The sequence below is a fragment of the Halomonas sp. B23F22_3 genome (genome assembly GCF_043496965.1).
In the GTDB taxonomy this organism is placed as follows: Bacteria; Pseudomonadota; Gammaproteobacteria; order Pseudomonadales; family Halomonadaceae; genus Halomonas.
In genome coordinates this window covers 278443-303315 of the sequence record NZ_JBIEKG010000003.1, presented here as the reverse complement: position 1 = coordinate 303315, position 24873 = coordinate 278443, and the positions used below count along the sequence as shown (strand labels likewise).

The window sequence follows — 24873 nt, the reverse complement described above, 5'->3', positions numbered from 1 at the left end:
ACGCATCACCCCTTCCCCCTCAGCGACACAATGGCCAGGGTCCGCACGACCGTCCGGTGAATGGCCATGGCCGACCAAGACAGCGATCAGGAAAAGACGGAGGAGGCCACCCCACGACGACTGGAGAAGTCGCGCGAGGAGGGCCAGGTCGCCCGTTCCCGGGAGCTGGCCACCTTCATGCTGCTGCTGGCCGGCGTGATCGGGCTCTGGTCGATGGGCGGCCTGCTCTACGACCAGCTGGGCGTGGTCATGGAGCAGGCCTTCCTGTTCGAGCGGCGTCAGGCGCTGGAAACCACGCCGATGCTCACCAATGCGCTGGACCTCGGCGAGCGCACGCTCTACGCCCTGATGCCCCTGTTCCTGCTGCTGACGGTGGTGGCGCTGGTCGCCCCGGCGCTGCTCGGCGGCTGGCTGATCTCGGCCAAGTCGCTCAAGCCGCAGCTGGGCAAGCTCAATCCCGTCAAGGGCCTGAAGCGGCTGTTCGGCGTCCAGGCGCTGGTGGAGCTGGCCAAGGCGATCGCCAAGTCGCTGCTGGTGGGCAGCGTCGCCGTGACGTTCCTCTACCTGAACCGCGGCGACTTCATGGCGCTGATGGACCAGCCGATCCAGCAGGCGCTGGCCAAGGCGATGGGCATGGCCGCCGAGGCCTGCGGCCTGATGGTGCTGACCCTGCTGGTGGTGATCCTGATCGACGTGCCCTACCAGCTGTGGAGCCACGCCAAGAAGCTGCGCATGAGCAAGGACGAGGTGAAGCGTGAGCACAAGGAGTCCGAGGGCGACCCCCAGGTGAAGGGGCGCATCCGCCAGCAGCAGCAGGCCATGGCGCGCGGCCGCATGATGAGCAAGGTGCCGGAGGCCGACGTGATCATCACCAACCCCTCGCACTACGCGGTGGCGCTCGAGTACCAGGAGACCGGCATGTCGGCCCCAAGGGTCGTCGCCAAGGGCGCCGACGAGGTGGCCGCGCGCATCCGCGAGCTCGGCGAGGAGCACGGCGTGCCCCGGCTGGAGGCGCCTCCGCTGGCCAGGGCGCTCTATCACCACGTGGATCTCGATGCCGAGATCCCGGCGGACCTGTACACCGCCGTGGCCGAGGTGCTGGCCTGGGCCTTCGGCCTGAAACGCGCAGCCACGGAGGGCGGCGAGGCGCCGCCCTCTCCCGAGAATCTGCCGGTGCCGGCCTCCCTCGAGGTCCCGGCCCGCGACGCCGACACTGACGAGGCACGTCCATGAAGGCCTTGATGAACCAATACCTGGGCCAGCGCGACTGGATGGCCAACGTGCCCATGAAGCTGCTGGCGGGCCCGCTGCTGATCCTCATGATCCTCTCCATGATGATCCTGCCGCTGCCGCCCTTCGTCCTGGACCTGCTGTTCACCTTCAACATCGCCCTGGCGATCATGGTGCTGCTGGTGAGCATGTTCACCCAGAAGCCCCTGGACTTCGCCGCCTTCCCGGCCGTGCTGCTGTTCACCACCCTGCTGCGGCTGTCGCTGAACGTCGCCTCGACCCGCATCATCCTGATGGAGGGCCACCAGGGCGGCGACTCGGCGGGCAAGGTGATCGAGGCCTTCGGCGAGTTCCTGGTCGGCGGTAACTTCGCCGTGGGCCTGGTGGTGTTCCTGATCCTGGTGATCATCAACTTCATGGTCATCACCAAGGGCGCCGGGCGCATCGCCGAGGTCGGCGCCCGCTTCATGCTCGACGCCATGCCCGGCAAGCAGATGGCCATCGACGCCGACCTCAACGCCGGGCTGATCGGCGAGGACGAGGCGCGCCAGCGGCGCAGCGACGTCTCCCAGGAGGCCGACTTCTACGGCTCCATGGACGGCGCCAGCAAGTTCGTGCGCGGCGACGCCATGGCCGGCCTGGTGATCATGGTGGTCAACGTCATCGGTGGCCTGCTGATCGGCATGCTCCAGCACGACATGGGCTTCGCCGACGCCGCGCGCACCTACACCCTGATGACCATCGGCGACGGCCTGGTCGCCCAGATTCCCGCCCTGGTGATCTCGACGGCCGCCGGCGTCACCGTCTCGCGGGTCACCACCGACCAGGACGTCGGCCAGCAGATGATCAGCCAGCTGTTCGTCAACCCGCAGGTGATGATCCTGGCCGCCGCGGTGATGGGCCTGCTGGGCCTGGTGCCGGGCATGCCCAATCTGGTGTTCCTGATCTTCACGGCGCTGCTGGGCGGGCTCGCCTGGTGGCTGATGCGCCAGAAGGAGCGTCGCCTGGTCGAGCAGGAGATCGCCACCGAGGCGCCCCCCGCGCCCGAGGCCCCGGAGGCCAGCTGGGAGGACGTGCAGCTGGTCGACACCCTGGGCCTGGAGGTGGGCCACCGGCTGATCCCGCTGGTGGATGCCCGCCAGCAGGGCGAGCTGCTCGGTCGCATCAAGAGCGTGCGCAAGAAGTTCGCCCAGGAGGTCGGCTTCCTGCCCCCGGTGGTGCACATCCGCGACAACCTGGAGCTCGGCGCCAACGCCTACCTGCTGACCCTCAAGGGCGCCGAGATCGGCCGCGCCGAGGCCTTCCCCGGCCAGTGGCTGGCCATCGACCCGGGCCAGGTGACCGGCGAGCTCAAGGGCATGACGACCCAGGATCCCGCCTTCGGCCTGCCGGCCGTCTGGGTGGACAGCAGCCAGCGCGAGCATGCTCAGGTCTACGGCTACACCGTGGTGGACGCCAGCACCGTGGTGGCCACCCACCTCAACCACCTGCTCCACCGCCATGCCGCCGAGATGCTCGGCCGCGCCGAGGTGCAGAAGCTGCTCGACAAGCTGAAGGAGGAGCAGCAGGGACTGGTGGAGGACGTGGTGCCCAAGGCCATCTCGCTCACCGTGCTGCAGCGCCTGCTGCAGAACCTGCTCGAGGAGGAGGTCTCGATCCGCGACATGCGCACCATCCTCGACGCCCTGGCCGAGCACGCCCCGCAGCAGCAGGACCCCCACGAGCTCACCGCGCTGGTGCGCGTCGCCCTGGGCCGGGGCATCACCCAGCAGTGGTTCGCCGGCCGCGAGGAGCTCAAGGTGATCGGCCTGGACAGCCAGCTCGAGCAGATCCTGACCCAGGCGATGAACGGCAACGGCGCCCTGGAGCCCGGCCTCGCCGAGACGCTGATGACCCAGACCGAGCAGGCCCTGGAGCGCCACGAGGCGAGCGGCGAGCCGCCGGTGCTGGTGGTGCAGCACAACCTGCGGGCGATGCTCGCGCGCTTCCTGCGCCGCCGCCTGCGCCACCTGGTGGTGATGTCCCAGGCCGAGATTCCCGACGACCGCAGCCTGCGCGTCACCACCCTGGTAGGAGGTCGCTGATAGATGAGCGTCATTCGCTTCGTGGGCCAGACCAGCCGTGAGGCCATGCGCCAGGTGCGCGAGTCCCTCGGCGACGATGCGCTGATCCTGGCCAACCGGCACACCGAGCAGGGCGTCGAGATCCTGGCCATGGCCGACGACGCCGTGGAGGGCATGACCGCCTCGCCGTCGCCCTCCCCGGCGGCCTCGTCGGCGCTCGAGCCGTCTCCTTCCCGCGCGCCGTCGCCCTCGGCCGCCCTGCCGGCCGGCGAGCCGCCGGCCGACGGCCAGGCCCTGCACGCCATGAGCGAGCAGCTGCTGCGCGAGATGCAGGACATGCGCACGCTGCTGGCCCGGGAGCAGGCGCGCCACGCGCCGGCCCGGGACGGCCGCACGCGGCTCAGGCGCCTGCTGCGGGAGGCCGGCTTCGGCGAGGCCCTGGCCGACGACCTGCTCCCCGCCCTGCCCGCCGAGCTCGACGCCGCCGAGGGTGGCGACCAGGACGACGAGCGCCCGCTGGCCTGGCTGCAGCGCCGGCTGGCGGCACGGCTCTCGGTCCTCGAGGAGGAGGAGGCCTTCTTCGCGCCGCCCGGGATCCTCTCGCTGGTCGGTCCCACCGGGGTCGGCAAGACCACCACCACGGCCAAGCTCGCCGCGCGCTTCGTGCAGCGCCACGGCGCCGACCGGGTCGCCCTGATCACCACCGACAGCTTCCGCATCGGCGCCCACGAACAGCTCAGGATCTATGCCGAGATCCTCGGCATCCCGATGCACGCCCTGGCCCCGGACCAGCCGATCGACAGCCTGGCCCCGCTGCTCCGGGGACGCCGCTGGGTGATCATCGACACCGTGGGGATGAGCCAGCGCGATCACCGCATCATCGAGCAGATCGCCCAGCTGCAGGGCGGGCGCGTCCGGGTACGGATGATGCTGCTGCTCAACGCGGCCAGCCAGCCGGAGACCCTCGAGGAGGTGGCGAGCCGCTACCGCCAGGCCGCCCGCGCCGCCGGAACGGAACTGAACGACTGCCTGCTGACCAAGCAGGACGAGGCCGGCCGGCTGGCGCCCGCCTTCGAGACGATCCTGCGCCACGGCCTGCGCCTCGCCTTCGTCTCCCACGGCCAGCGGGTCCCCGAGGATCTCGCCCTGCCCGATCCCCGGGCACTCGCCATCCAGGCGCTCGCCACCCGCTCGCCCCTGCCCCTGGACGAGGCACCGGCGGCCCCCCGGCCCCGGGCGATGGCCGGCGACCTGCTCGGGCAGGGGCGGCGACTCTCCTCCGCCCTGAACGGGCTGCGTCGCGGACTGACGGGATTCCCCGACCTCGAGGCGGCCTGGGACCTGGCCGCCCTGCCCGAGGAGCTGCAGGCCCCGCGCCTGGATGGCCTGCTCGAGCAGGCCGCCGCGCGACAGGCGCGTGTCGCCACGCTGTGGGCCCCGCGGCGCCCGATGAGCGGCCGCGACTGGACGATGCCCGACCTCGGCCTCGACGCTCGGGGCCACTGGCTGGCGCTCCCGGACCTGCAGCATCGCCAGCCTCCCGGCCAGGCCAACCGGCTGGCCCGAGCCGCCGAGACCCAGGGCGTGCGGGTGCACCTGCTGCCTGCCTTGCCGGAGACGGAGGCCTGGCGGTGGCTGAGCGAGAACGAGGTCATCTGGTCGAGCCAGGCCCGCGGCGCCCAGCGGGTCATCCACGGCGGCGAGCGGCGCTCGCTCGCCGAGCTCGCCGCGCTGGCCACCCCGACGAACCGGGTCGACGCTCGCCTGGGCGGCCGGCCGTGCCGCGTCGCGCTGTCGCGCCTCGGCGTCACGGCCGTCCCGAGCCGGCGCCGGGAGCACGCCGACCAGACGCCCCTGACGGCCTGGTTCGCCGAGCTCGGCGACCCGGAGAGCGGCAAGGCGCTGGGGAAACGCCTCTGGCTGACGACCTGTGACCACCCCGAGGACGCCGTCCCGCTGCTGCTGAGCCACCTCCAGGCCGAGGGCATCGCGCAGCAGACGCGGCGCGCCGAGCAGCGCCTGGTGGAGCTGCTGCCCGCCCAGGCACGCCCCGAGCTGCGACTGCTGCTGGCCGCCGGCATCGCCGCCCAGGCGAGCCACCTCGACCACGTCGACGACGAGGCCGGCCGGGACCTGCGCGCGGAACTGCTGGGCCTGGTCGGCGGCCGCCGCCGGCGCCGCGACACCGCCCTGCTCGAGGCGCTGCTGACGCTGTTCAGCGCCCGGGACGCCATGCGCCAGCTGGGCGCGGCCAGCCGGGAGGAGATCCGGTGAGCGCGTTCGACCAGGCCGCGGGCCTGCGCCAGTGGGCCGGCACGCAGCACGATCCCGAGCCGCCTCGCGCCGGCACCGCCGAGGCGAGCCCACCGCCGAGGACGCTGGTGGTAGTCGGCTTGCCGGGCACCTCGCCCGACCAGGCGCGCCGCGTCATGACGCTGCTCGAGCACTGGGCGGCCCAGGGACAGCGCTGGGTGAGCGATCCCGCGCGGTGGCGGGTGGTGCCCCTGGCGATCACCAGCCCGCACCTGCCGGTGCTGCTGACCCAGCAGTCGCGCTGGGCGCTCTGGGTCGGCAGCGACCCGGACGCCTTTCGCCGCGCGTTCGCGGTGCTGAGCCGGCTCCACGAGCGACAGGGGCCGCGTCGGCTGCTTGCCGTCCACGCCCCCGAGCTGCCCCGCCGGGGGCTGTTGAACAACCTGCGTCAGGCGGCCTGGCGCTGCCTCGGCATCGACCTGCTGGTGATGGCGCCATGAGGCCCTCGAGGCGAGGCTGGCCGGCCCTGGCGCTGGCGCTGGCGCTGGCCGGCGGCGAGCTTCAGGCCGCCGGCAGCTGGGTCGCCGAGGCGCCGGGGCTCTCGGTCAGCCTGGCCGGCCGCGACACGGCGTCCGTCGCCCTGCGAGCGGGCGGCGTGCCGCCCGAGGGCGAGGCCATCACCAGCATCACCTGGCGCTACCGGGTGCCGCCGGGCCGCGACCTCAACGCCCGGCTCTGCCATCCGGCGGGCTGCGTGGTACTGCCCGGCATGCGCGGCACCACCCGGGCGCTGGCAGGGCTCGCGGCCGACACGCCGCTGGCGTTTCGCTTCTCGCTGCCCCGGGGAGCGCGTCCGGTCCGGGTCGGCGGGCTGCAGGTGATCGTGAACCATCGGTAAAACCGAATCCGGCAACGCCACCCCGTAACGCGGGGGACGCTGCTGACCAGCTGTGAGGCACGAGGATGTATACCGCACAAGGGAAGATCGATCAGGGCGCGCTGCTGACGGAGTACCTGCCGATGGTGCGCCGCCAGGCACTCGCCTTGCAGGTTCGGTTGCCCGCCAGCATCGAGCTGGACGACCTGATCCAGGCCGGCACGGTGGGGCTTCTGGAGGCCATGGGGCGCTTCAATGCCGGACAGGGCGCCAGCTTCGCGACCTTCGCCAACCAGCGGATCCGCGGCGCCATGCTCGACGAGCTGCGCAGCCGGGACTGGCTGCCGCGCAGCGTGCGGCGCAGCGCGCGCGCCGTGGACGCGGCCGTGCGGCGGCTGGAGCAGGAGCTGGGGCGCGCGCCCGAGGAGACGGAGATCGCGGCGGCCCTCGAGATGCCCCTGGCCGACTACCGGCGCCTGCTCAACGACACCAACAGCGGCCAGCTGCTGCCCTTCGAGGAGCTGATGGCCGAGGGCGGCGAGACGCGGCTCGAGAGCCGCGCCCTGGAGAGCCCCTTCGCGCAGCTGCTGGATCAGGAGAAGCGCCAGCAGCTGGTCGAGGCCATCGAGGCGCTGCCCGAGCGCGAGAAGCTGCTCATGGCCCTCTACTACCAGGAAGAGCTGAACCTCAAGGAGATCGGCGCGGTGCTCGGCGTCTCGGAGTCCCGGGTCTGCCAGCTGCACAGCCAGGCGGTCAGCCGCCTGCGCGGCCGACTCGCCGAGACCGGTTGACGCCGCGCCTCGGCCAGAGACAGGAAGCGAGGCGGGGCGCTAGAGGCGCCCCATCAGGGCCGCGGTCTTCTCCAGGGCATCGAGATAGCAGGCCTGGAGCCGTTCGGCCGGATGGTCCGGGGGCGTCTCCCCGGGGGTGTGCTCGTGCTCCTCGCAGAGCGCCAGGATGGCGCCGAGGGGCCCCTCGTGGTGCTCGAGGGCACGCTGGATGGCGCCGGAGAGCGGCACCTGGGCGAGCAGCGTCGCCTGATCCTCCTCGAGCAGGGCCCCCATCATCGAGAACAGGCCCGTGGTGAAGGCGTCCTCGGGATCGATGTTGCGGAAGGGCTCGGCCAGGTTCTGGCACATGAAGCCGCGGATCAGCGCCAGGCGCACCGTGATCCGCGATGAGGGCAGGTCGCTGGCGAGTGACATGGTCATCACCAGTCGGCGCAGCTCGTTGAGGCCGAGCACCTGCATCGCCCGCCGGAGGTCCGACGACGGCTGGCGCTGGCCGAAATGGCTCGCGTTGGCGCGATGCAGGATGGCGACGTGCAGATGCGGCATCTGCAGCAGCAGGTCGTGCAGGCGAAGCAGGTCGGCGTCCTCGCGATAGAGCTCGTTGATCAGCCGCAGCTGGGCGGCACGATTGCCATGGCGCCCCCGCGGCCGGGTGGCGTGAAAGTGCGGCTGGGACAGATAGCGCCCATTGATGAGATCGCAGCCGACCTCGAGGCACTGCTCGAGCCGAGCGTGATCCGGGATGTGCTCCGCCAGCAGCCGCAGGCCCCGCCCCTTGAGGGCGTGCAGGCGTTCGAGGTCGAGCGGGCCGGAGGCATCGATCACGACGATGTCGGCCACAGCCAAGAGCGCGGCCTCCATGGGGTGGCCCTGGGGATCGGGCACGGCGATGCGGTAGTGGCGCTCGGCGATTCGCTCGAGGCGATCGATCACCGCCGGGGTGATGTCGAGCCCCGCCGGCACCCCGATGATCACCTTCTCGGGCGGCGTCGGCAGCAGCTCAGGGCGCATCAGCCACTCGCCGGGCAGCTCGATGAGCAGCGTTCGGGCGGCCAGCCGCTGGTGCTCGTCCAGCTCATAGAGCACGGCACTCAGGGCCTTGGCCATGTGGCCGACCGGATCCTCGTCGGCGTCGTCGTGGTGCTGGTAGACGAGCCGATCGGCGACGTGCCGGTAGTCGGCATCGTGGATCGGATGCAGTGCGATGGTGAAGCGCTCCGTCACGCCCTGACCTGTCATGCGGTATCACTCCCTGCGACTGATGCCTGCCATACGAATGGTGGAGAACCATCATCAGCAGATTTTATTATGCAAAGGGTATCACCCCGTCCGAGGACTGTCCGCGCCCCGATGCGACAAGATTAAAGTATCCTGCGCGGCGTCCGATAACCCCTGTATTTCCCCATTACCTACGGTCCGGAGCCGAGCATGAACCCTTCGACACTGATCGGCATACTGGCCAGCTGCGTGCTTCTCGCCAGCGTCCTGTTCTTCACCGCCGAATCCCCGCAGAGCTTCATCAACCTGCCGGGGCTCGCCATCGTCGTCGCCGGCACGCTGGCGGCCACCTTCATCAGCTATCCCCTGAAGGAGGTGCTGCGGGTCGTGCGCCTGGTCGCCATCGTCTTCCGGCGCGAGAACACCTACATCCGCGACGACATCACGGAACTGGTCGACCTCTCCCGGCTGTGGCTCAAGGGGGACGTGCGCTCGGTGGAGAGCGCCCTGGAGCATACCCGCAATCCCTTCCTGCGCACCGGCATCCAGCTGGTGATCGCCAATACCAAGGAGGAGGAGATCTTCGACCTGCTGCGCTGGCGGATCTCCCGCCTCAAGGCGCGCGAGCATGCCGAGGCCCAGATCTTTCGCACCATGGCCACCTACGCGCCGGCCTTCGGCATGATCGGCACCCTGGTGGGGCTGGTGAACATGCTGGAGGTGATGGAGGCGGGGGACCTGCACGTGATCGGCCCGCGCATGGCCGTGGCGCTGCTCACGACCTTCTACGGCATCCTGCTGGCCAACCTGGTGTTCAAGCCGATCGCGGTGAAGCTCGAGCGGCGCACCGAGGAGCGGCTGATCGCCATGAACATGGTGCTCGAGGGCATCTCGCTGATCACCAAGCGGCGCCTGCCCTCCTTCATCGAGGAGACCCTCAACTCCTTCGTCGCCAACTACCACGACGAGATCCGCGACCCGCAGTCCCCCGCCGAGCGTCGCGAGAGCGGCGAGAAGGCCCAGGGCGGCAAGGACCGGGGCGAGCAGGGCCAGCATGCGTAACCGGGAGATCAGCGAGGCGCTCAACCCTGCCGGCCATGGGGAAGGCGACGGCGAGAGCTGGCTGATGAGCTACCTGGACGTGCTGACCCTGCTGATCACCCTCTTCGTGCTGCTGCTCTCGATGGCCGGCAACGGCCAGGCCGACAGCGACAGCCAGTCCGCCGGCCCGGCGGTATCGCCCTCGGCCTTCTCGGCATCGCTGGCGGTCGCCGGCGGCATGGCCCCCCAGGCCGCCGGCCTCAAGCCCCGCCACGACGGCCTGCAGCCGCGCTTCAAGGGCCTCGAGATGGAGGGCGTCAGCGTCGCCGAGGGTGAGGGCGGCATCACCCTGCGCATCGACAACAACCTGCTGTTCGCCAGCGGTCAGGCGCGCCTGACCGCCCGGGGGGAGCGAGTGCTGCAGGGCCTGGTGGAGACGCTCCAGACCTTCGACGGGCGCATCTCGGTCGAGGGCCACACCGACAACGTGCCGATCGCCACGCGCCGCTTCCCCTCCAACTGGGAGCTCTCCACCGGCCGCGCCATCTCGGTGCTGCGTCACCTGGTGAAGAGCGGTCTGTCCGAGTCGCGGCTGCGCGCCATCGGCTATGCCGATACTCTACCCTTGGAGAGCAACGACAGCCGCGAGGGACGCGCCGCCAACCGTCGGGTCGAGCTGCTGCTGACCCGCGATACCCGAGACACCTAACACAGGCAAGGCGCCACGAAACAAGGACACGACATGAGTCACTGCGCACGAGTCGAGGGGCACTGCGGACGCTGCGAGGGGGAGCTCCCCTTCGACTTCACCATGGCATTCCAGCCGATCGTCGACATCCGCGAGGCGCGCGTCACCACCTATGAGGCGCTGGTGCGCGGCCCCGCCGGGGAGTCGGCCTGGAGCGTGCTCTCCCAGGTGACCGGCGACCTGCTCTACCGCTTCGACCAGGCCTGCCGGGTGCGCGCCATCGAACTGGCCAGCCGCCTGGGCATGCGCCATAACCTCTCGATCAACTTCCTGCCCAATGCCGTCTACGAGCCCGAGGCGTGCATCCAGGCCACCCTCGAGGTGTGCCAGCGCGTGGGGTGGCCGACCGAGCGGCTGGTCTTCGAGTTCACCGAGACCGAGCGCGTCACCGACCGGCGCCACCTGCACCGCATCATCGAGAGCTACCGCTCCATGGGCTTCACCACCGCGCTGGACGACTTCGGCAACGGCTACGCCAACCTGGACCTGCTCACCGACCTCAAGCCCGACCGCCTGAAGGTCGATCGGGAACTGGTGATGGGCTGCGACCGGGACACCCGGCGCCAGGCGTTGATCCGCGCCGTGAAGGCGCTGGGCGACGATCTGGGCCTCTTGCTGATCGCCGAGGGGGTCGAGACCCGGGAAGAGGCCCTCTGGCTGGCGCGCCTGGGCATCACCCGCCAGCAGGGCTATTACTTCGCGCGCCCCGCCGTCGCGTCACTGGGCGAGGACCTCGGGCCCATGCTGATCGCGCTGCGCGAGGAGAGCGAGGGCGTCCATCATCGTCGCGCCGCGCCAGCTGCGCAGCGTTGATCCTCCCGGCCGGTGATCGGGGACAGCGGCGCTCGGCATCGCGCCCCGACATCACCTAGCGATCGAACACCACCGTGCGACCGGCGTGCAGGAAGACGCGGCGCTCCACGTGCAGGGCGACGGCCCGGGACAGCGTCAGGCACTCGACGTCGCGCCCCTTGGCGACCAGGTCTTCCGGGTAGTCGGTGTGACTCACCGGCTCCACGCCCTGAGAGATGATCGGTCCCTCGTCCAGGTCGTCGTTGATGTAGTGGGCCGTGGCGCCGACCAGCTTGACGCCCTTCTCGTAGGCCTGGTGGTAGGGCCGGGCCCCCTTGAAGCCCGGCAGCAGGGAGTGGTGGATATTGATCGCGCGGCCGCTGAGCTTCTCGCACAGGTCGCTCGAGAGCACCTGCATGTAGCGCGCCAGGATCACCAGCTCCGCGCCGGTCTGCTCGATCACCGCCCAGACCTGCGCCTCCTGCTGCGCCTTGGTCTCGGCCGTGATGGGGAAGTGGTGGTAGGGAATGCCGTGCCACTCCGCCAGGGTCGCCAGGTCCGGGTGGTTGGAGACGATGGCGCGAATATCGATGGGCAGCTGGCCGATACGGTAGCGATAGAGCAGGTCGTTCAAGCAGTGATCGGCCTTGGAGACCATGATCACCACCGGCAGGCGGCGCCCCGGCGGGGTCAGTTCGAAGCGCATCTCGAACTCGGCGGCGCGCTTGGCGAAGCCGGCCTCGAAGGCCTCGGCATCGAAGCCCTCGGCCTCGGGCCGGAACTCCGTGCGGATGAAGAAGCCCCCGCTCTGGCGATCGTCGAAGGTGTGCTGCTCGGTGATGTAGCAGCGGCTTTCCCTGAGGAAGCGGGTGACCACGTCCACGGTCCCCAGGCGGCTCGGGCACTGCGCCGCCAGGATCCAGCGATGGTTGTTGTCGTGCATGATATCTCTCCTGAACGGGGCCGGCGATGGCCGGCCCCGTCGTGGTCAGCCCTCGACACCGATGGCGTACTCCGCGCCGGCATCCAGGAGCCAGCGATAGAGGTAGTCGGCGAAGCTGCGCCGGATCACCAGCTCCCAGCGATCCTCGCCGGGGCGGCGCAGGACGACGGTCGCCTTGGCAAAGACCGTGGTCACGCCCTTGCCGACCGGGAAGTGGCTCGGATGGACGTCATAGCTCACCGATTTCATCAGCACCTCACGGGCCGCCTCGCCGGACAGCTCCAGCACGGTCTGGCCGCCGCCAACGTTGCTAATGCTGAAGTGCGCATCACCGAGCGCCTCGCGCAGACGCCGCTCGATGTCGAACTCCTCGCCACCGGGCACGATCAAGAGCCACTCGTCCGGCGATATCCACTGAATCGAGCGTTCACCGCCCTCGTCCTGCACCAGGCCCAGCGGCTCGCCGGGAAGGCCCAGGCCGATCACCTCACGCAGGGCCTCATCGAGCACGATGGCACCGCCCCGCAGGGTCAGGTGCCCCAGGAAGGCACGCTCGCGCAGGGTCACGCGGGTGTTGGCCTTGGCCTTCGGGGCCCCCGAGCGGTGCCGGCTGAAGGCCAGCGGCGACTCGACGGCGATCTCGCTTGCATGTTCAACGACGGGGCGCGTATCGAACTGCTGTGCATTAGACATTCTGACGCTCTCCCTTGGGATCGAGGAAGATGGGGCTGACGATTTCGGCCTCATGGACCTGGCCGTCGACCATGGGCAGATAGACGGTGTCGCCCATCTTCTGGTGGCCGCCCTTGACCACGGCCAGGGCGAAGCCTGATGCCAGGGTCGGGCTGTAGTAGCTGGAGGTCACGTGGCCGACCATCGGCATCGGGATCGCATGGCTCGGATCGAGCACGATCTGCGCGCCCTCCTCCAGGACCACCTTGGGATCCTTGGGCTTGAGGCCCACCATCTGCTTGCGGTCGCTGCGCTTGGTGTCGGGACGCGTCAGCGCCCGCTTGCCGATCCAGGAGTTCGGCTTGTCGTAGCCGATCGCCCAGTGCATGCCCAGATCCTCCGGGGTCACCGAGCCATCGGTGTCCTGACCGGCGATGATGAAGCCCTTCTCGGCCCGCAGCACGTGCATGGTCTCGGTGCCGTAGGGCGTCAGGCCATACTTGTCGCCATGGGCGAACAGCGTCTTCCAGACGTGCATGGCATAGTTGGCCTGGACGTTGATCTCGTAGGCCAGCTCCCCGGTGAAGGAGATGCGGAAGACCCGCGCCGGCACGCCGGCCACCTGCCCCTCGCGCCAGTCCATGAACTTGAAGCTGTCCTTGTCCAGGTCGATGTCGGTGATCTCGGCCAGCAGCTTACGCGCCTCCGGGCCGGTGACGGTCATGGTCGCCCAGTGATCGGTCACCGAGTTGAAGTACACATCGAGCTCGGGCCACTCGGTCTGGTGCCAGATCTCCAGCCACTCGAGCACCGCCGCCGCGCCACCGGTGCTGGTGGTCATCAGGAAGTGGTTCTCGGCCAGGCAGCTGGTGGTGCCGTCGTCCATCACCATGCCGTCGTCCTTGCACATCAGGCCATAGCGGACGCGACCGGGGGCCAGCTTGGCCCACTTGTTGGTGTAGACCCGACCCAGGAACTCACGGGCATCCGGGCCCTGGATGTCGATCTTGCCCAGGGTCGAGGCATCGAGGATGCCGACCTTCTCGCGGACGGCGAGGCACTCACGGGCGACCGCCTCGTGCATGGTCTCGGTCTTGCCACCCTCTGCGCGGCGCCTTTGTGGAAAATACCAGGGACGCTTCCACTGGCCGACGTCCTCGAACTCGGCACCGTGCTCCACATGCCACTGATGCAGGGCGGTGTAGCGCTCGGGTTCGAACAGCTCACGGCAATGACGCCCGGCGATGGCGCCGAAGGTCACCGGCGTGTAGTTGGGACGGAACACCGTAGTGCCGACCTCGGGAATCGACTTGCCCAGGCAGCGCGCGGCGATCGCCATGCCGTTGATGTTGCCGAGCTTGCCCTGGTCGGTGCCGAAGCCCATGGCGGTGTAGCGCTTGACGTGCTCGATGGACTCGAAGCCCTCGCGGGTGGCCAGCTCGATGCCCGCCGCGGTGACATCGTTCTGCAGGTCGACGAACTGCTTGGGCGCCCGCAGGGTCGCCTTCTCGTGGGGCACCTGGTAGAGCGCGCTGGCCGCACCTTCCCGGCGGGCCTCGGCCTGGGGCAGCTCGATGGCCGCGGTGGAACGGCCCAGCGCCGCCAGGGCCTTGGCGGCCGCGGCACTGCCATCGGCCAGGCCCTCGGCCAGGTCGTGGATACCGCGGGCGCTGCCGGCGGCGTGCATCCCCGTCACCAGGCTCGGCACGAAGCCGAGGATCTCGTCATCCCAGACGGGGCGAGCACCGGTGTGGGACGCCAGGTGGATCACCGGGCTGTAGCCGCCGGAGCTGGCGATGGTGTCGCACTCCAGCGCCTCGGCCTGACCGGTGACCTTGAAGGCCTCGGCATCGATGGTGGCGACCCGGGCGCCGCAGACGCGGGTACTGCCCTTGGCCTCGATCACGGCCGAGCCTGTGATGATGCGAATGCCGCGGGCGCGGGCCTGCTCGACCAGCTCACCGTCCGGATTACGGCGCGCATCGACGATGGCCACCACCTCGCGGCCGGCCTCCTCCCAATCCAGGGCGGCGCGGTAGGCGTGATCGTTGCTGGTAGAGAGCACCAGCTTGTTGCCCGGCACCACGCCATAGCGGCGGATGTAGGTCGATACGGCACCGGCGACCAGGTTGCCCGGCACATCGTTGCCCGCGTAGACCAGCGGACGCTCGAGGGCGCCGGTGGCCAGCAGTACCTGGCCGGCCCGCACGCGATGCATCCGCGAACGGGTGGGGCGATACCCCTCGCCCCTCGGCGCCGTCTCGCCGAGATGCTCGGTGCGCCGCTCATGCAGGGTCACGAAATGATGATCGTGATAGCCGTTGGCGGTGGTGCGCGGCAGCAGGGTGACGTTGTCGCTCTCGGCCAGCTCGCTGATCACCTTTTCCGCCCACTGGGCGGCAGGCTGGTCGTCGAGCAGCTCGCGGCTGTCCAGCAGCGAGCCGCCCATCTCCTCCTGCTCATCACACAGGATCACCCGGGCCCCGGCGCGGGCGGCGGTCAGCGCCGCGGCGAGGCCCGCCGGGCCTGCGCCGATCACCAGCATATCGCAGTGCTGGTGGAGATGATCGTAGCTGTCGGGGTCGCGCTCCATGGGGCTGCGGCCGAGGCCGGCGCCCTTGCGGATGTACTTCTCGTAGGTCATCCACAGGGACGCGGGGGCCATGAAGGTCTTGTAGTAGAACCCCGGCGGCATGAAACGCCCGCCCAGCTTGCCGACCAGGCTCATGACATCGCGCTGGACGTTCGGCCAGCCGTTGGTGCTCTGTGCCGTGAGGCCATCGAACAGCGCCTGCTGGGTGGCCCGCACGTTGGGCACCTGGGCCGCCTCGGTGCTGCCCAGCTGGACCAGCGCATTGGGCTCCTCGGCGCCGGCGGCGACGATGCCGCGCGGCCGCGAGTACTTGAAGCTGCGGTTGACGATGTCCACCCCGTTGGCGAGCAACGCCGACGCCAGGGTATCGCCGGCATGGCCCTGGTACTGCTTGCCATTGAAGGTGAAGGTCAGCGTGCGGGAGCGATCGACGCGGCCGCCCCGGGCGAGACGATTGAACTGACTCATGCGCGGACTCCTTCAAGAAGCGATGCCTGCTCGACGCCGTCCGTGGACGGCCGACCCTCGGGATGCTCGGCGGTGAACCTCGGCTGCTCGCCTATCTTGTAGGTCTCGAGGATCTCGTAGCTCACCGTGTGACGGGTGATGTTGAAGAACTTGCGGCAGCCCACGGCATGCACCCACAGCTCGTGATGGATGCCACGCGGGTTGTCGCGAAAGAACAGGTAGTCGCCCCATTCCTCGTCGCTGCAGGCGTCCGGATCGACCGGGCGGGCGATATGCGCCTGACCCTTGGGGTGGAACTCCTCTTCCTCACGATGCTCAGCGCAGTGGGGGCAGTAAATATGAAACATGGGGTTGCCTCCTTAGTGGGCCACGCCGGCTGCACCGTGCTCATCGACCAGGGCACCGGTGTGAAAGCGATCGATGGAGAACGGAGCGGCAATGGGATGCATCTCGCCCTTGGCGAGACTGGCCGCAAAGACGTGGCCGGAGCCCGGTGTGGCCTTGAAGCCCCCGGTGCCCCAGCCGCAGTTGAAGAAGAGCCCCTTGACCGGTGTCTTGGAGAGGATCGGGCAGGCGTCCGGGCAGGTATCGACGATGCCGCCCCACTGGCGGTTCATGCGCACCCGCGAGAAGATCGGGAACATCTCGACGATGGCCTGCAGGGTGTGCTCCACGGTGGAGTAACTGCCGCGCTGGCCGTAGCCGTTGTAGCCGTCGATGCCGGCACCGATCACCAGGTCGCCCTTGTCGGTCTGGCTGATGTAGCCATGCACGTGGTTGGACATCACCACGGTGTCGAGCACCGGCTTGAGCGGCTCGGAGACCAGGGCCTGCAGCGGATGGGACTCCAGCGGCAGCGTGAAGCCGGCCATCTTCGCCAGCACGCTCGAGTTACCGGCGGCCACGCAGCCCACGGTCTTGGCCTCGATGTCGCCGCGGTTGGTGTGCACCCCGTAGACGCGGCCGTCGCGGATCTTGAAGCCGGTGACCTCGGTCTGCTGCAGGATGTCGACGCCGAGGGCATCGGCGGCACGGGCGTAGCCCCAGGCCACGGCATCGTGGCGCGCCACGCCGGCGCGGGGCTGCCAGGAGGCACCCAGCACGGGATAACGCGCGCTCTTCGAGCAGTCCATGATCGGCACGATGTCCTGCACGCCCTGGGTATCCAGCACCTCGCCGTCGATGCCATTGAGGCGATTGGCGTTGACCCGGCGCTGGATGTCGCGCATGTCCTGCAGCGTGTGCCCGAGGTTGAGCACGCCGCGCTGGGAGAACATCACGTTGTAGTTGAGGTCCTGGGAGAGCCCCTCCCACAGCTTCATGGCGTGCTCGTAGAGCGCCGCCGCCTCGTCCCACAGGTAGTTGGAGCGCACGATGGTGGTGTTACGGGCGGTGTTACCGCCCCCCAGCCAGCCCTTCTCCACCACCGCCACGTTGGTGATGCCGAACTCCTTGGCCAGGTAGTAGGCCGTGGCCAGGCCATGGCCGCCGCCGCCGACGATGATGACGTCGTACTGCTTCTTGGGCACGGGGTTGCGCCACTGGCGCTCCCAGTTCTCATGATGGCTCAGCGCGTGCTTGGCCAGCCCGAATCCTGAATAGCGTTGCATAGGGTCTTCTCCTCGAAGGGCCCCGCCGAGGCGCCGGCGGGGAACGGGCTCACGCGATGGAGGTTTCGGTCGCCTCGACGGAAGCCGGGGCATAGACCGGGTGGCGTTCGCACAGCTCGGTCACCTTGTCGCGGACCTCGGCCTCGACGGCGTCGGTATTGCCACGTTCGGCCAGCACATCGAGGATGTCGCAGATCCAGCCGGCCAGATCGCTGCACTCGGTCGCATCGAAGCCGCGCGTGGTCACCGCCGGGGTGCCGATGCGCAGGCCCGAGGTGACGAAGGGGCTCTGGGGATCATTGGGCACGGCGTTCTTGTTGACGGTGATGTGCGCACGACCCAGCGCGGCATCCGCATCCTTGCCGGTCACCTCCTGCTTGATCAGCGAGACCAGGAAGAGGTGGTCGTCGGTGCCGCCGGACACCACATCGAAGCCGCGCTCCCTGAACACCCCGGCCATGGCCTGGGCGTTGTCTATCACCCGCCGCTGATAGGCCACGAACTCCTGGCTCATGGCCTCCTTGAAGGCCACCGCCTTGGCGGCGATCACGTGCATCAGCGGGCCGCCCTGCTGGCCCGGGAAGACCGCACCATTGAGCTTCTTGTACAGCGCGGCATCGCCGTGCGCGGAGAGGATCAGGCCGCCACGCGGGCCGCGCAGGGTCTTGTGGGTGGTGGTGGTGACCACGTGGGCGTGGGGAATCGGGCTCGGGTAGTGGCCCGCGGCGACCAGGCCGGCCACATGGGCCATGTCGACCAGCAGCCAGGCCCCCACCTCGTCGGCGATCGTGCGGAAACGCCGCCAATCCACGACCCGCGAATAGGCCGAGAAGCCGGCGATGATCAGCTTGGGCTGGTGCTCACGAGCGAGTCGCTCGACCTCGTCATAGTCGATCTCGCCGGTCTCCGGGTTGAGACCGTACTGCACGGCGTTGTAGTGCTTGCCGGAGAAGTTGGGCGCTGCGCCATGGGTCAGGTGGCCGCCATGGGCCAGGCTCATGCCCAGCACGGTATCGCCCGGCTGGATCAGCGCCATGAAGGCCGCGGCATTGGCCTGGGCGCCGGAGTGCGGCTGGACGTTGGCATAGTCGGCACCGAACAGGTCGCAGGCGCGATCGATGGCCAACTGCTCGACCACATCGACATGCTCGCAGCCGCCGTAGTAACGCTTGCCCGGGTAGCCCTCGGCGTACTTGTTGGTCAGCTGGGTACCCTGGGCCTCCATCACGGCGCGGCTGGCGTAGTTCTCGGAGGCGATCAGCTCGACGTGGGCCTCCTGGCGCACCACCTCGTCGGCGATGGCAGCGGCGATCTGGGCATCGAACGTGGCGAGACCAACCTGATTCATGACTGACTCCTTCTTGTTATCGGTGGCGGGCAGGGTGTGGAGGGAAGCCATCGGCACCTGCCTGCGGAAAAATGGCCATCCTTATGCGCAGATCACCTCTGCGCCGCTTGTCCGGCTTACGTTCCGATTAAAGGCGATGGGGGAGTCCAAAGATTGAATAAATGCGACAGGATTTCTGAACAGCGGAGCACACGGACGGCGTCCGTCAGCGCGATGCACCGGGCTGACGGCAAGCATGAGGGCACTCATTCATTAGGGACAGGCGAGGAATCAGAGCGTCGGTCGGCCGTCGATATGCAGGAAGAAGGGATCGACCCGGTCGCTGCCGGGTTCGCTGGCGCGCTTGCGCATTTCCGACGGCGTCGCGCCGAAGGCGCTGCGGAAATGGCGGGAGAAGTGGGCCGTATCGGCGAAGCCACAGCGCTCGCCGATCTCGGTGATGCTCTTGCCGGTATAGTGCAACAGCCATAGCCCGTAGCGCAGGCGCAGGTCACGGGCGAACTTCTGGGGACCGACGCCCAGGATCTCGCGAAAGCGGCGTTCCAGGTTGCGGCGGGAGGTGCCCACCCGTTCCGATAGCGCGTCCATCGCGATCGCCTCGCCCAGGTGCTGCTCGAGCACGGCGATGGCGCGGCGCACCACCCGATCCTCGATCTTGCCGAAGACCACCGGCTGGGGCTGGGGGTGGGTGCCGGCGCGAGCCTCGTCGAGGAGCATGATGTTCAGGCTCTTCATCGCCCAGGCCTTGCCCAGGTGGCGCTCGACCAGGTAGGCGGCGAGGTCCGCCGCCGCCGCCCCGCCGGCACAGGTGAGTCGATCCCCGTCATCGATGAACAGCCGGTCGGCCACCGGCTGGATGGCGGGAAAGCGCTGGATCATGTCGCGATGGTGGTACCAGCTGACGCAGCAGCGCCGCTCCTTCATCAGGCCCGCCTGAATCAGGGCGAACACCCCGGTGCACAATCCCACCAGCGGCACACCGGCCTCCGCGGCCTGGCGAAGGTAGGCATGGGCGCGGGTATCCAGGCGGTCGTGATCATCCTGTACGCCGCCCACGACCACGATGTAATCGAAGGCGCCGGGATCCTGAAACGACAGGCAGGGAGAGATGGCGGCACCGCAACTGGAGAGCACCTCATTCCCGGCACTGGCCATGAAGGTCCAGTGGCAACGCACCTGCCGCGAGCGATCCCCCTCGTCCGCCGCCAGACGCAGGCAGTCTAGGAAGGCGGCGAAGGGCAGCAGCGTGAAGCGGTGGAGCAGGACGAAGCCCACCGCCAGAGGCTCACTCTTGTGAAGCGGACCGACCGTCGTGGCTGACATCATGGCGGACATTCTGGCATGTCTCTGTACCCCCCAAGGACCCTTACACTATCCCCTCGTCCGCTTCAGCACCACCAGCGATGATCCCGTCATGCCATGCACCTCGACGCTTCGCGTTCCTGACCCCGACATTGACCGCGCTTCGAAGGGTGGCCGATCGAGGTGAGCGGGGAGCCCGCCATGAACCAGCCATGACATGAAGAGGTGTCGCCGGGCGAGCGTCGGCGGCCAGCCCGGTTACCGGTGACCGACAACGAAAAGGGCCTACGACAGTGTCGTAGGCCCTTGAATTCGTGGCGCGCCCGGCAGGATTCGAACCTGCGACCCTCGGCTTCGGAGGCCGATACTCTATCCAACTGAGCTACGGGCGCACGGCCTGGCGATGTGTTCCAGGCGGGCGCTATCCTACCCGCCCACCAGAGCGCTGTCCAGCCGGCATCCCGAGCGGCCCGCAGCCTGCCGTGAGCCGGAGGGATTTTCCAGGCGTTGGCGATGCCGGTATACTGTCGCCCACTATATATGCGCGCCGTGGCGTCCACCGTCTGACGTGATGCCGAGCGTGATTCCGATGACAGGACCGTCGAGAGGTGGTGAGAGTGAAATCCAGCAAGCTGATCATGGGGTGCCTGACCGCCCTGGGCCTGAGCACAGGCATGGCCGTTGCACAGGACGACGCGGCGCACGATGCCATCGCGGAACGCCTGAAACCGGTGGGTGAGCTCTGCCTGCAGGGCGAAGACTGCGGCACCCAGATGGCCGCCGCCGGCGGTGACAGCAGCGCCTCCTCGGGCGGCGCCATCGATGGGGCCGGCATCTACAACAACGTCTGCATGGCCTGCCACGAGACCGGCGCCGCCGGCGCGCCGGTGCGCGGCGACGAGGCCGCCTGGAGCGAGCGTACCGGCAAGGGCTTCGAGACCCTGGTGAGCCACGCCATCAACGGCTTCAACGCCATGCCCGCCAAGGGCGGCAACCCGGGCCTCTCGGACGATGAAGTCCAGGCCGCGGTGGCCCACCTGGTCGAGCCGGTGATGGACGTGCCCTCTCAGGAGAGCGGCGGTGACGAGGCTGCCTCGGCCAGTGCCGAGGGCGAGAGCAGTGCCGAGGGCGAGGCGAGCGAGACCAGCGCCAGCGCCGAGGCCGCCACGGCCGGCATCGACGGCGCAGCGATCTACAACTCCGCCTGCATGGCCTGCCACGATACCGGCGCGGCCGGCGCGCCGAAGAAGGGTGACGCCGAGGCTTGGGCCCCGCGTATCGAGAAGGGCACCGAGACCCTCTACAGCCATGCCATCAACGGCTTCAACGCCATGCCCGCCAAGGGCGGCAACGCGTCGCTCTCCGATGCCGAGGTCCAGGCGGCGGTCGATCACATGGTCGGCGCCGTGCAGTAAGCCTGCGGTCACGCAAAGACCAGCGGGGCGCCCTAGGGCGCCCCGCTCGCGTTTGAAGACGCCGTCTCGGCGGCCGTGGGCCGCCTGCCAGGCCGGCCTCAGCCCAGCAGCGAGCGAATTCCCGCCAGGGCGTCCTTGCCCCGTGCCTGCTTCTTCTCCGGGTCCTCGCGGTCGGCGCGCCCCTCCCACTCCAGATCGTCCGCCGGCAGCTCGTCGAGGAAGCGGCTGGGCGTGCAGTCCATCAGCTCGCCGTAGGCCTTGCGCTGACGCGCCAGGGTCATGGTCAGGGTGCGTCGCGCCCGGGTGATGCCCACGTAGGCCAGGCGACGCTCCTCCTCCACGGTGCCCGCCTCCACGGCATTGCGGTGGGGCAGCAGCTCCTCCTCCAGCCCCATCAGGTAGACATGCGGGAACTCCAGCCCCTTGGAGGCGTGCATGGTCAACAGCTGCACCCGGTCGGAGTCGTCCTCCTCGGCCTGCTGCTCGAGGATGTCGCGCAGCACCAGCCGGGAGATCGCCGCCTCCACGTCGTCGGTCTCGGTCTCCTCGCTGGCCGTCTCCTCGGGGTCGCGGTTCATGGACTTCTCGAGCTGATCGATCAGGATCCAGACGTTGGCCATGCGCCGCTCGGCGATGGTCGGCGCGCTGGCGTTCTGATAGAGCCAGGCCTCGTAGTCCATCTCGTGCAGCATGCCGCGGATCGCCTCGAGGGCGTCGCCCTGGTCCATCCTCCGGCGCACGCCGTCGATGAAGTGGGTGAAGCGCGACAGCCGATCCATCGCCCGCTCCGGCAGCTGCTGGGCGAGGCCCAGCTCATGACAGGCGGCGAACAGCGAGATCGAGCGCCCGGAGGCCTGGTCGTTGGCGTAGTTGGCGAGCTTCTCCAGGGTGCTCGGGCCGATCTCGCGGCGCGGCACGTTGACGATGCGCAGGAAGGCGTTGTCGTCGGCCGGGTTGATCAGCAGGCGCAGGTAGGCCATGGCGTCCTTGATCTCGTTGCGCGAGAAGAAGGAGGTGCCGCCGGAGAGCTTGTAGGGAATCTGGTAGTGCTGCAGCTTGAGCTCCAGCAGCCGGGCCTGGAAGTTGCCACGGTAGAGCACCGCGAAGTCGCGCCATTCGGCGGACTCCTTGATGCGCCGGGTGAGGATCTCGCTGGCCACCCGCTCGGCCTCGGCCTCCTCGTGGCGATTGACCACCACGCGGATGGCCGCGCCCTCGCCCATCTCCGACCACAGGGTCTTGTCGTAGACGTGGGGGTTGTTGGCGATCAGGGTGTTGGCGGCGCGCAGGATGGTGCCGGTGGAGCGGTAGTTCTGCTCGAGCTTGATCACCTTCAGGCGCGGGAAATCCTCGCCCAGGGTGACCAGGTTCTCGGGGCGCGCCCCGCGCCAGGCGTAGATCGACTGGTCGTCGTCGCCGACCACGGTGAAGGTGGCCCGCTCGCCCATCAGCAGCCGCACCAGCAGGTACTGGCTGATGTTGGTGTCCTGGTACTCGTCCACCAGCATGTAGTGGATCTTGCGCCGCCAGCGGGCCAGCGCTTCGGGATCGTCGCGCAGCAGCACCACCGGCAGCAGGATCAGGTCGTCGAAGTCCACCGCGTTGTAGGCCTTCAGGTGGCGCACGTAGGCCTCGTAGACCCGGGCGGCGTACTGCTCGTCGTCATCCTCGGCGTGGGAGAGCGCCTGGCCGGGCAGCAGCAGGTCGTTCTTCCACTGGGAGATCTGCTGCTGCACGGCGTTGATCTGGTCGGCGTCGACCTGGGCGTCCTTGTTCATCAGGTCGCGCAGCAGCGCCTTGGCATCTTCCGGATCGAACAGCGAGAAGCCCGGCCGGTAACCGAGCGCCTTGAGTTCGCTGCGGATGATGTTGAGCCCCAGGGTGTGGAAGGTGGAGACGGTCAGCCCGTGCCCCTCCTTGCCCTGGAGCATGCTGCCCACGCGCTCCTTCATCTCCCGGGCGGCCTTGTTGGTGAAGGTCACCGCGGCGATGCGCCGGGCGCTCATGCCGCACTCCTGCACCAGGTAGGCGATCTTGGTGGTGATCACGCTGGTCTTGCCCGAGCCCGCCCCGGCGAGCACCAGGCAGGGGCCGTCGATGTAGCGCACGGCCTCCTGCTGGCGGGGGTTGAGGCCGGCGACCCGGCGTTTGATGGACGTGGACATCAGGAGCTCCTCGCAGGCGCGTGGGGGGCGGTGGCCGGGCGGTCGGCCTCGGCAGGGTCGCCGCCCGGATGGCCGGCGCCCGGAAGGCCGGCCCCCACGAACTCGAGCTGGCGCCACGCCTCGAAGACCACCACCGCGCAGGCGTTGGAGAGGTTCAGGCTGCGGCTGTCGGGCAGCATCGGAATACGCAGGCGCTGGGCCTCGGGCAAGGCATCGAGCAGCGCCTGGGGCAGGCCACGGGTCTCGGGGCCGAACACCAGGGCGTCGCCCTCGCGATAGCCAGGCTCATGATAGCCGGTGCGACCCCGGGTGGAGACGGCGAAGACTCGCCCGGGCGCCACGGCGGCGAGGAAGGCGGCCCAGTCGGCATGCACGCGCACTCGGGCCCACTCGTGGTAGTCGAGGCCGGCGCGGCGCAGGCGCTTGTCGTCCAGCGTGAAGCCCAGCGGCTCGATCAGGTGGAGCCGGAACCCGGTGTTGGCGCAGAGCCGGATCAGGTTGCCGGTATTGGGCGGGATCTCGGGCTGGTAGAGCACCACATCAAGCATCAACGGCTCCTGATATTAAGGGCGTACAACGCGCTCGGGCCCCGTGCGGGGCCCGAGGAAGGGATCGCCTGGCGCGGGCATCGCGCCGCCGGGCCTCAGTCGCCAGACACGCCGTAGCGGTCGCGGTAGGCGCGAATCGCCTCGGCGTGGCCCTTGAGCGCCTCGCCGGCGTGCTGTTCGAGGTACTCGAGCACCAGGTCCAGGGTAACGATGCTGACCACCGGCATGCCGTAGGTGGCCTCGACCTCCTGGATGGCGCTGCGCGGGTCGTGCTCGTCGCGGCCGCGCTCCTGGCGATCCAGGGCGATCACCACGCCCGCCGCCTGGGCGCCCGCGTCGTCGATCAGGCCCATCACCTCGCGGATCGCGGTGCCGGCGGTGATCACGTCATCGATGATCAGGATGCGCCCGGCGAGCTCGGCGCCGACGATGTTGCCGCCCTCGCCGTGCGCCTTGGCTTCCTTGCGGTTGAAGGCGTAGGGCAGGTCGCGGTCGTGGTGGTCGGCCAGTGCCACGGCGGTGGTGGCGGCCAGCGGGATCCCCTTGTAGGCGGGCCCGAAGAGCACGTCGATCTCGAGGTCGCTGTCGGCGATGGCCTGGGCGTAGAAGCGTCCCAGCTCGGCCAGGGCACGGCCGGTGCGGAACAGGCCGGCATTGAAGAAATAGGGGCTGACGCGGCCGGACTTGAGCGTGAATTCGCCGAAGCGCAACACGCCCTGGTCGATGGCGAACTCGATGAATGCCTGCTGGTAGGGTTGCAGGGACGATGCAGTGCGCGGGTCCGCCACGGAGCCTC

21 protein-coding genes and 1 tRNA gene are annotated in these 24873 nt (G+C 69.1%); 10 read left to right on the top strand and 12 right to left on the bottom strand.

Translation table 11 applies throughout. The features are described 5' to 3' along the window. Window positions 1-66: 66 nt before the first annotated feature. The 6 genes from flhB (at window position 67) to ACGTNG_RS07810 (ending at window position 7214) form a co-directional block, all read left to right on the top strand. A complete protein-coding gene (flhB, locus tag ACGTNG_RS07835) occupies window positions 67-1233 on the top strand; it encodes a flagellar biosynthesis protein FlhB (RefSeq protein WP_394576454.1) in 1167 nt (388 codons plus the stop codon). After that, window positions 1230-3314, top strand: a complete 2085-nt coding sequence (gene flhA / locus ACGTNG_RS07830) for a flagellar biosynthesis protein FlhA (protein ID WP_394576452.1) — start codon at window positions 1230-1232, stop codon at window positions 3312-3314. Before flhB ends, flhA begins: the two co-directional genes overlap by 4 nt. Before the next feature lie 3 nt (window positions 3315-3317). Beyond that, entirely contained in the window at window positions 3318-5567 is a 2250-nt protein-coding gene (flhF, locus tag ACGTNG_RS07825; RefSeq protein ID WP_394576451.1) for a flagellar biosynthesis GTPase FlhF, read from the top strand. Further along, window positions 5564-6046, top strand: a complete 483-nt coding sequence (locus ACGTNG_RS07820) for a hypothetical protein (protein ID WP_394576450.1) — start codon at window positions 5564-5566, stop codon at window positions 6044-6046. The genes flhF and ACGTNG_RS07820 overlap by 4 nt, the downstream gene beginning before the upstream one ends. Further along, window positions 6043-6444 (top strand): flagellar protein FlhE, encoded by a 402-nt coding sequence (locus ACGTNG_RS07815; RefSeq protein ID WP_394576449.1) that lies wholly within the window; start codon window positions 6043-6045, stop codon window positions 6442-6444. Before ACGTNG_RS07820 ends, ACGTNG_RS07815 begins: the two co-directional genes overlap by 4 nt. Window positions 6445-6509: 65 nt before the next feature. Beyond that, on the top strand, window positions 6510-7214 hold the full coding sequence (locus ACGTNG_RS07810) for an RNA polymerase sigma factor FliA (RefSeq protein ID WP_394576448.1): 705 nt from the start codon (window positions 6510-6512) through the stop codon (window positions 7212-7214). 39 nt (window positions 7215-7253) lie between these two features. Here the strand turns inward: ACGTNG_RS07810 and ACGTNG_RS07805 are convergent, their stop codons facing one another. Further along, window positions 7254-8453 carry an EAL and HDOD domain-containing protein gene (locus ACGTNG_RS07805; protein WP_394576447.1) on the bottom strand — a complete coding sequence of 400 codons (1200 nt, stop codon included), beginning with the start codon at window positions 8451-8453 and terminating at the stop codon, window positions 7254-7256. Window positions 8454-8642: 189 nt separating this feature from the next. Here ACGTNG_RS07805 and ACGTNG_RS07800 point away from each other — a divergent pair, with 189 nt between their 5' ends. From ACGTNG_RS07800 to ACGTNG_RS07790, 3 genes are read left to right on the top strand one after another with little or no spacing between them, the layout of a single operon-like run. After that, window positions 8643-9494 (top strand): motility protein A, encoded by an 852-nt coding sequence (locus tag ACGTNG_RS07800; protein WP_394576446.1) that lies wholly within the window; start codon window positions 8643-8645, stop codon window positions 9492-9494. Further along, entirely contained in the window at window positions 9487-10182 is a 696-nt protein-coding gene (locus ACGTNG_RS07795) for an OmpA/MotB family protein (protein ID WP_394576445.1), read from the top strand. The genes ACGTNG_RS07800 and ACGTNG_RS07795 overlap by 8 nt, the downstream gene beginning before the upstream one ends. A gap of 33 nt (window positions 10183-10215) precedes the next feature. Next, window positions 10216-11034, top strand: a complete 819-nt coding sequence (locus ACGTNG_RS07790) for an EAL domain-containing protein (RefSeq protein WP_394576444.1) — start codon at window positions 10216-10218, stop codon at window positions 11032-11034. A gap of 55 nt (window positions 11035-11089) precedes the next feature. Here the strand turns inward: ACGTNG_RS07790 and purU are convergent, their stop codons facing one another. From purU to ACGTNG_RS07750, 8 genes are all read right to left on the bottom strand, one after another. Then, entirely contained in the window at window positions 11090-11956 is an 867-nt protein-coding gene (gene purU / locus ACGTNG_RS07785) for a formyltetrahydrofolate deformylase (RefSeq protein WP_394576443.1), read from the bottom strand. 45 nt (window positions 11957-12001) lie between these two features. Beyond that, on the bottom strand, window positions 12002-12649 hold the full coding sequence (locus ACGTNG_RS07780) for a sarcosine oxidase subunit gamma (RefSeq protein ID WP_394576442.1): 648 nt from the start codon (window positions 12647-12649) through the stop codon (window positions 12002-12004). Then, window positions 12642-15689 carry a sarcosine oxidase subunit alpha family protein gene (locus tag ACGTNG_RS07775; protein WP_394576441.1) on the bottom strand — a complete coding sequence of 1016 codons (3048 nt, stop codon included), beginning with the start codon at window positions 15687-15689 and terminating at the stop codon, window positions 12642-12644. Before ACGTNG_RS07775 ends, ACGTNG_RS07780 begins: the two co-directional genes overlap by 8 nt. Continuing rightward, window positions 15686-16036, bottom strand: coding sequence for a sarcosine oxidase subunit delta (locus ACGTNG_RS07770; protein ID WP_394576440.1), 351 nt, complete (start codon window positions 16034-16036; stop codon window positions 15686-15688). The genes ACGTNG_RS07775 and ACGTNG_RS07770 overlap by 4 nt, the downstream gene beginning before the upstream one ends. A 12-nt stretch (window positions 16037-16048) precedes the next feature. Next, a complete protein-coding gene (locus ACGTNG_RS07765; RefSeq protein WP_394576439.1) occupies window positions 16049-17299 on the bottom strand; it encodes a sarcosine oxidase subunit beta family protein in 1251 nt (416 codons plus the stop codon). Between the two features lie 49 nt (window positions 17300-17348). Further along, window positions 17349-18647 carry a serine hydroxymethyltransferase gene (gene glyA / locus ACGTNG_RS07760; protein WP_394576437.1) on the bottom strand — a complete coding sequence of 433 codons (1299 nt, stop codon included), beginning with the start codon at window positions 18645-18647 and terminating at the stop codon, window positions 17349-17351. Window positions 18648-18917: 270 nt separating this feature from the next. Beyond that, the gene (locus ACGTNG_RS07755) at window positions 18918-19973 is read right to left on the bottom strand and encodes a GlxA family transcriptional regulator (RefSeq protein WP_394576436.1); all 1056 of its coding nucleotides are present in this window, start codon (window positions 19971-19973) and stop codon (window positions 18918-18920) included. 291 nt (window positions 19974-20264) lie between these two features. Continuing rightward, window positions 20265-20341, bottom strand: a tRNA-Arg gene (locus ACGTNG_RS07750). A gap of 225 nt (window positions 20342-20566) precedes the next feature. Between ACGTNG_RS07750 and ACGTNG_RS07745 the strand changes: the two genes are divergently transcribed. Continuing rightward, entirely contained in the window at window positions 20567-21364 is a 798-nt protein-coding gene (locus tag ACGTNG_RS07745; protein WP_394576435.1) for a c-type cytochrome, read from the top strand. A gap of 98 nt (window positions 21365-21462) precedes the next feature. Here ACGTNG_RS07745 and rep read toward each other — a convergent pair whose 3' ends face one another. From rep to pyrE, 3 genes are all read right to left on the bottom strand, one after another. Further along, the gene (rep, locus tag ACGTNG_RS07740) at window positions 21463-23529 is read right to left on the bottom strand and encodes a DNA helicase Rep (RefSeq protein WP_394576434.1); all 2067 of its coding nucleotides are present in this window, start codon (window positions 23527-23529) and stop codon (window positions 21463-21465) included. After that, complete coding sequence (gene trmL / locus ACGTNG_RS07735) at window positions 23529-24077, bottom strand: tRNA (uridine(34)/cytosine(34)/5-carboxymethylaminomethyluridine(34)-2'-O)-methyltransferase TrmL (protein WP_394576433.1); 549 nt, start codon at window positions 24075-24077, stop codon at window positions 23529-23531. The genes rep and trmL overlap by 1 nt, the downstream gene beginning before the upstream one ends. A 95-nt stretch (window positions 24078-24172) precedes the next feature. Beyond that, window positions 24173-24865 (bottom strand): orotate phosphoribosyltransferase, encoded by a 693-nt coding sequence (gene pyrE / locus ACGTNG_RS07730; protein ID WP_394576432.1) that lies wholly within the window; start codon window positions 24863-24865, stop codon window positions 24173-24175. Between the last annotated feature and the right edge of the window lie 8 nt (window positions 24866-24873).

What these genes read in the sequence shown, in the direction of transcription:
- ACGTNG_RS07810 (WP_394576448.1), top strand. Translation starts at nt 6,510, where the DNA reads ATGTATACCGCACAAGGGAAGATCGATCAGGGCGCGCTGCTGACGGAG.
- glyA (WP_394576437.1), bottom strand. Translation starts at nt 18,647, where the DNA reads ATGAATCAGGTTGGTCTCGCCACGTTCGATGCCCAGATCGCCGCTGCC.
- ACGTNG_RS07790 (WP_394576444.1), top strand. Translation starts at nt 10,216, where the DNA reads ATGAGTCACTGCGCACGAGTCGAGGGGCACTGCGGACGCTGCGAGGGG.
- rep (WP_394576434.1), bottom strand. Translation starts at nt 23,529, where the DNA reads ATGTCCACGTCCATCAAACGCCGGGTCGCCGGCCTCAACCCCCGCCAG.
- ACGTNG_RS07775 (WP_394576441.1), bottom strand. Translation starts at nt 15,689, where the DNA reads ATGAGTCAGTTCAATCGTCTCGCCCGGGGCGGCCGCGTCGATCGCTCC.
- ACGTNG_RS07770 (WP_394576440.1), bottom strand. Translation starts at nt 16,036, where the DNA reads ATGTTTCATATTTACTGCCCCCACTGCGCTGAGCATCGTGAGGAAGAG.
- flhB (WP_394576454.1), top strand. Translation starts at nt 67, where the DNA reads ATGGCCGACCAAGACAGCGATCAGGAAAAGACGGAGGAGGCCACCCCA.
- ACGTNG_RS07755 (WP_394576436.1), bottom strand. Translation starts at nt 19,973, where the DNA reads ATGATGTCAGCCACGACGGTCGGTCCGCTTCACAAGAGTGAGCCTCTG.
- trmL (WP_394576433.1), bottom strand. Translation starts at nt 24,077, where the DNA reads ATGCTTGATGTGGTGCTCTACCAGCCCGAGATCCCGCCCAATACCGGC.
- ACGTNG_RS07765 (WP_394576439.1), bottom strand. Translation starts at nt 17,299, where the DNA reads ATGCAACGCTATTCAGGATTCGGGCTGGCCAAGCACGCGCTGAGCCAT.
- ACGTNG_RS07805 (WP_394576447.1), bottom strand. Translation starts at nt 8,453, where the DNA reads ATGACAGGTCAGGGCGTGACGGAGCGCTTCACCATCGCACTGCATCCG.
- flhA (WP_394576452.1), top strand. Translation starts at nt 1,230, where the DNA reads ATGAAGGCCTTGATGAACCAATACCTGGGCCAGCGCGACTGGATGGCC.
- ACGTNG_RS07800 (WP_394576446.1), top strand. Translation starts at nt 8,643, where the DNA reads ATGAACCCTTCGACACTGATCGGCATACTGGCCAGCTGCGTGCTTCTC.
- flhF (WP_394576451.1), top strand. Translation starts at nt 3,318, where the DNA reads ATGAGCGTCATTCGCTTCGTGGGCCAGACCAGCCGTGAGGCCATGCGC.
- ACGTNG_RS07815 (WP_394576449.1), top strand. Translation starts at nt 6,043, where the DNA reads ATGAGGCCCTCGAGGCGAGGCTGGCCGGCCCTGGCGCTGGCGCTGGCG.
- ACGTNG_RS07795 (WP_394576445.1), top strand. Translation starts at nt 9,487, where the DNA reads ATGCGTAACCGGGAGATCAGCGAGGCGCTCAACCCTGCCGGCCATGGG.
- ACGTNG_RS07780 (WP_394576442.1), bottom strand. Translation starts at nt 12,649, where the DNA reads ATGTCTAATGCACAGCAGTTCGATACGCGCCCCGTCGTTGAACATGCA.
- purU (WP_394576443.1), bottom strand. Translation starts at nt 11,956, where the DNA reads ATGCACGACAACAACCATCGCTGGATCCTGGCGGCGCAGTGCCCGAGC.